At 58.5% G+C, this 5,116-nt stretch carries 5 protein-coding genes; 4 read left to right on the top strand and 1 reads right to left on the bottom strand.

Annotation, left to right across the window (positions count from 1 at the left end):
* Nucleotides 1–100 precede the first annotated feature (100 nt).
* Nucleotides 101–646: a hypothetical protein gene (locus VSX60_RS21910; protein ID WP_327626362.1), complete on the bottom strand. Its 546-nt coding sequence runs from the start codon at nt 644–646 to the stop codon at nt 101–103.
* Between the two features lie 467 nt (nt 647–1,113).
* Here VSX60_RS21910 and VSX60_RS21905 point away from each other — a divergent pair, with 467 nt between their 5' ends.
* The 4 genes from VSX60_RS21905 to VSX60_RS21890 form a co-directional block, all read left to right on the top strand.
* Nucleotides 1,114–2,391 carry a hypothetical protein gene (locus tag VSX60_RS21905; protein ID WP_327626361.1) on the top strand — a complete coding sequence of 426 codons (1,278 nt, stop codon included), beginning with the start codon at nt 1,114–1,116 and terminating at the stop codon, nt 2,389–2,391.
* Between the two features lie 617 nt (nt 2,392–3,008).
* Nucleotides 3,009–3,308, top strand: a complete 300-nt coding sequence (locus tag VSX60_RS21900) for a hypothetical protein (protein ID WP_194728708.1) — start codon at nt 3,009–3,011, stop codon at nt 3,306–3,308.
* The gene (locus tag VSX60_RS21895) at nt 3,308–3,739 is read left to right on the top strand and encodes a PIN domain-containing protein (RefSeq protein WP_327626360.1); all 432 of its coding nucleotides are present in this window, start codon (nt 3,308–3,310) and stop codon (nt 3,737–3,739) included. The genes VSX60_RS21900 and VSX60_RS21895 overlap by 1 nt, the downstream gene beginning before the upstream one ends.
* Before the next feature lie 154 nt (nt 3,740–3,893).
* Nucleotides 3,894–5,116: site-specific DNA-methyltransferase (locus tag VSX60_RS21890; protein WP_327626359.1), on the top strand; the 1,223-nt coding region annotated here is incomplete at its 3' end.

The raw sequence follows: 5,116 nt of genomic DNA, 5'->3' as shown, positions 1-5,116 counted from the left end.
GCTCAAGCCGAGCGATATCATCCCAGGCCATTTCGATCCTCCAACGTCTCGACAACGAAGGGGAATCACAACCTGCTGATATCGCTCAACTCCTTTTCGCTCAGGCTCTCAGGAATTTCGAGCGATGCTCGATATAAATGTCGATGCGGCCCTCTATATTGACTTGGAGAAATACAAGTAGGGTAGGCCTGATGACCCTCGAATGCACCGCCCAAATCGCCACGGGCGAGCAAATCTCGAGGATTGAGCCATGACCGTCGGCGCATTGCGCCTTCTGTTCGTCATGGCGGTCTGGACCTCCTGCTTTCCTCTCGTCATCAATGGCTTGGATCTTGCGCCTCATCTCGTCTTCGCGGCCTTGCGCGCCGCGCACGCAGGCCTTTGCCTGATCGCACTCGGATACCTCTGCCGTCGTCTGGCCCCTGTCGGCGGTCGCTCCTGGATCCTTCCTCATCGTTGAAGGATCTCCCAATGAGCGGTCCAGTCCGCATAAATTGTCGTTCATGGCCGGGCGGTAGATATTTGTTGGGCAGCGGCGTACGATATTCATTGCCTTTCCGGTGACGGCCGACGTCTGCTTCCCCTTCGTAGTCAATCCCGAGGTGGCGGCGCCGGTCATGGCGGGCAGCGCCGCGCTTATGGTCATCAATGGGCCCGTGCTCAAGCAGACGCGGCTTGAGGGTGTTGGCCAAGTCCGGTTGGTTAGAGACGGGCGCTGGCACCCTGCGGAAGGAGCCCGCATGGCGGCCCTTCCGGCTACTGCCCGCGGCACGCGCATCCGCCTTCGAAGCGGCACCACCACGACGCAAGGACGAGCAGATGAAAGCAGGCAGCAGGACCAGAGTCGCCGTCAACGGCTACGGCGTGATCGGCAAACGTGTTGCCGACGCCGTGGCCCGGCAAAACGATATGGAGCTCGCCGGCGTGTCGGACATCAGCGTCGACTGGCGACCGGGCATGGCGAAGCAGAAGGGCTTTCACCTTTACGGGGGCCACCGGCGAGCGCGCTCAGGCGATGGGGGACGCAGGTCTCGATGTTGCGGGAACGCTCGACGATCTGCTCGGGGTGGCCGATCTGGTCGTTGACTGCACGCAGCAACGGCGTCGCGGTCGATGAGCGATTCAGACCCCACTTCCTTGGGTCAGGATCAGACGCTCTCGGACCGACTCAACCAGAACTGCTTCTGCGTCACGCTCGACCGTCGGTCGCTGTGCGAGGCGCTGGAGCAAGAGGCCCGTGACCCGGAGTTTTGCGAGACGTTCATCCGCCCCAAGGCCCACTTGTTCTCGAACGTGCCGGTGTTCCTCTCGGCCAGCGAGATGGCCGAGATGCAGGAGGTGGTGGCAGCTATCGAAGCGACGGCCCGGCTCGCTTCATACAAGGCCGCGGTTCTCTCCTGGGCCCCCGAAATCTCAAGAGAAGATCACGGTCCGGTTGGTGCGTTGATGGGCTACGACTTCCATCTTGGCGTGGACGGGCCGCGGTTAATCGAGATCAATACCAATGCCGGCGGGGCATTCCTCAATGCCCTTCTTGCGAGGGCGCAGCGGGCGTGCTGTGCCGGAATGGACATGCCGCTGACGCCGCACACGTTTGAGGACGCGGCGTTCCGCATGTTCCAGGACGAATGGATGCGCCAGCGGGGAACCGGCGCCGCACAACGGATCGCTATCGTCGACGACAGCCCGAAGGAACAGTATCTCTATCCCGAGTTCGTGCTTGCGCGGCAAGTTCTGGCCGCGCGCGGCGTCGACGCGATTATCGCGGACGCCAGCCACCTTCGCTATGAGGGCGGCCAGCTCAGCGTTGAGGGAAAACCTGTCGACCTCGTCTACAACCGCGTCACCGACTTCGCGTTTGAGCGGCCTGAGCACAGGGCGCTACGTGAGGCCTACCGGGATGGCGCGGTGGTCGTGACGCCAAATCCGCACAACCACGCCCTTCTCGCCGACAAGCGGAACCTCTCGATCCTCTCAGATCCGGTCATGCTCGCGGGCTGGGGCTTGGAACCGGCACGTCTGGCCCAGCTCAAATCCGTCCCGCGCACTGTCCTTGTCACTCCCGAAACCGCCGATGAACTGTGGAAGTCGCGTAAGGGCCTGTTCTTCAAGCCGACAGGCGGGCATGGCGGCAAGGCGGTGTACCGCGGCGACAAGGTGACGAAAGGCGTCTGGGCAGAAATCGAGCGGGGCGGCTACGTTGCCCAGACCTTGGTCCGGCCGAGCGAGCGCATGATCAAGATCGACGACGCACTCCAGGCGCGCAAGATGGACGTCCGGCTCTATACCTATGACAGTCATGTGCTTCTGGTGGCCGCGCGCCTCTATCAGGGCCAAACCACGAATTTCAGGACTCCTGGCGGCGGGTTTGCTCCAGTGTTTGTGATCTGAAAAACAGGCAGCTCTCGGCATGTGGCGGATCATTCACAGATGGTGCGATTAAGTTCTGCGACACCCTCCACTGCCCACAACCTGAACGACCACGGGATCGACCTGCTGATCAACGGTGACCCATCAGCTTGCAAAGTTCGAGGTCGAGCCGAGCGCGCATCGCTTGTCGAGAGTGGGGAGACTATCGACTACTATCGGCGGAACACTGCTGCCTCTCGTACGCTGCGCTATCCTCTTCTACGCTACAGTACTCCCCGTCACTCCCACTCGATTGTTTAAACAGCATATAACCAATTGAAATTACTCGAAAATTTCTTTTATTGGCATGAAAATTCCGACACGGAGGCCGTCAAAAAGTTACGCTTTTGATTTTAAAGGGAAAATCACCGGAAAAATATTTTTGAGGTTTCGCCGACTATCGGGATCAGTCGATCGATTTATGGCCCTCAGAGCGCTCGGTGACGCACCCGACTCCGCTCAAAAGTACCGTCACGAACGTCATAACACGCTTAGAAGACCTATGCCATCCGGTCGCAGGCACGCCCCGCCATCGACAGCTGGACCTTGCTGAAATTCGATTTTCTGGCTATATTACTGGAAATCGGCAGGAGGTCACCATGGGCAGTTCTCAGAAGCGCGCGATTCAGAATTATAGGTCTCGTTTAAGCGAGCGTGGACTCGCCCGTTTCGAAGTGCTTGGCCGCGATGCTGATCGTGATCTCATCCGGTCGTTGGCGCGTCGCCTTGCCGAGGATGGTCCGGAAGCGTCGAGGCTCCGTGCTGCCGTCAATCAGACTATCACTGGAGAGCCACCCAAGAGAGGCGGAATTCTCGCAGCGCTCCGCCGCTCCCCACTTGTCGGCGCTGACCTCGACCTGACTCGTCCCCGCGAAGAAGGTCGCAAGGTCGATCTTTGATGCGTTATCTGGTCGACACCAACATCCTCAGCAATGTCACCAAGCCCGCGCCATCAGAGGCCCTGTTGGGCTGGATGGCCGACCAAACCGATACAGACCTGTTCATCGCTTCGCTGACCGTTGCCGAAATCCGTCGCGGTATTCTTGAGAAACCTGCCGGCAAGAAGCGCGAACAGCTAGAGACGTGGTTCTCCGGCGCTGAGGGTCCGCAGGCGCTTTTTGCCGATCGTATCCTCCCTTTTGATGAGAAAGCAGGTCTCGTGTGGGCGCGACTGATGGCGGACGGAAAAACCAGGGGCCGCCCCCGGAGCGGCCTCGACACTATCATTGCGGCCATCGCCCAGGCCAACGAATGCGTGGTTGTCACCGACAACGAGAGGGATTTCGAGGGGATCGATGTCGTTAACCCCCTGCGGGGAGACGTGAGATGAACATAGGCATTGCCGTTTGTTCATGTTATGTTCTCGATAACGGCCCACTCGCAGCGACAGATCAAGGAGCCGATGGTCTCGCGCATCGGCAGGCCCGGCGTCAGCTTCAAATTCATCCAGGAGCAGGCACCCAGCGGCTCTGTCGAGGTAAAACATGACTGAATACAATAAACTGAGCCGAGAAGACTTGATCCGCCTGCTGCTTGACCGGGACGGTGTCGATATCGGCGGCATTCGCTTGACCTACCCGGGTCAGACTCCACCTTGGCAGATCATTCGCCAACTGAAACCCCGCTCGCAGCGCATCGAGAAGAAGCTATGCGTCGGCTCCGAAATACAACAGTCAGAGAACGTTTTGCTTGAGGGTGAAAATCTCCAAGCGCTGGTCAGCCTGTACAAGTACCGCGGACAAGTTGACCTCGTTCTTACTGACCCCCCTTACAACACCGGTTTGGACTTCCGGTACAACGATCGTTGGGACGAGGATCCAAACGACCCTGACTTGGGTAAGTTGGTGCCCGCAGACGACGGATCAAGGCATTCCAAATGGCTTCGGTTCATGACGCCTCGCCTCTGGATGATGAAAGAAATGCTTCGTCCGGGTGGCGTCCTGGCCATCTGTATTGATCATCGCGAACTGTTCAGGCTGGGCATGTTGCTCGACGAGATGTTTGGCGAGTCTAACCGTATAGGCATAATCAATTGGCAGAAATCCTACGCACCTCGAAACGATCAACGCCAGCTTTCAACAGCGACCGAGTATGTCCTCGTGTACGCAAAGAATGCGGAACGAGCAAAGACTGCGTTACTCCCTCGTACCGAGGAAATGGATAAGCGATACCTCTCCCGTGATGGCGATCCACATCCTTGGAAGCCCGGCGATCTGACCGCGCGAGGTGAAGAGACGCACCTCTCCATGATCTATGCGATTCAATCGCCCTTCACCGGGCAATTGCATTATCCAACAGCAGGACGCCACTGGGGCTCAGAGAAGCGCCGGATGAAAGTCTATCTTGAGACATGGGGATCAAAGTACGTCGAACGCGACATAGGCGACGGCAGACAAAAGGCCTTACTCATCAGCGGTGCTCCGATTCCGGCCGAGAAGTCATTCACACCGGAACACAAAGTGCTAAAGGCCGCTCGTAAAGCTGCTGAGAAGATACGTGCCGGCGTCTGGCCCGCCGCGCATTGGCGTGATGACGGCCAGGGCACGTTCGGCATGAAGAAGTATCTGAAGGACGTCAAACAAGGGATTGTGCCGACAACTTATACCAACGGGAGCGAAGGCCGACTCTTCGGGGATTCCCAAGCTGACAGAATTCTGAATCACTGTGGCAAACGGAGGTTTGTCATGGCAGCACCGGTTCCCCTTCG

The sequence above is a fragment of the Aurantimonas sp. A3-2-R12 genome (genome assembly GCF_036016755.1).
GTDB lineage: Bacteria > Pseudomonadota > Alphaproteobacteria > Rhizobiales > Rhizobiaceae > Aurantimonas > Aurantimonas coralicida_A.
The sequence above is the reverse complement of the archived record's forward strand: the minus strand, read 5'-3'. Positions and strand labels throughout refer to the sequence as shown.

Excerpts from the sequence above, each read along its gene's own strand:
- VSX60_RS21910 (WP_327626362.1), bottom strand. The coding sequence starts at position 646 with ATGACCATAAGCGCGGCGCTGCCCGCCATGACCGGCGCCGCCACCTCG.
- VSX60_RS21905 (WP_327626361.1), top strand. The coding sequence starts at position 1,114 with ATGAGCGATTCAGACCCCACTTCCTTGGGTCAGGATCAGACGCTCTCG.
- VSX60_RS21900 (WP_194728708.1), top strand. The coding sequence starts at position 3,009 with ATGGGCAGTTCTCAGAAGCGCGCGATTCAGAATTATAGGTCTCGTTTA.
- VSX60_RS21895 (WP_327626360.1), top strand. The coding sequence starts at position 3,308 with ATGCGTTATCTGGTCGACACCAACATCCTCAGCAATGTCACCAAGCCC.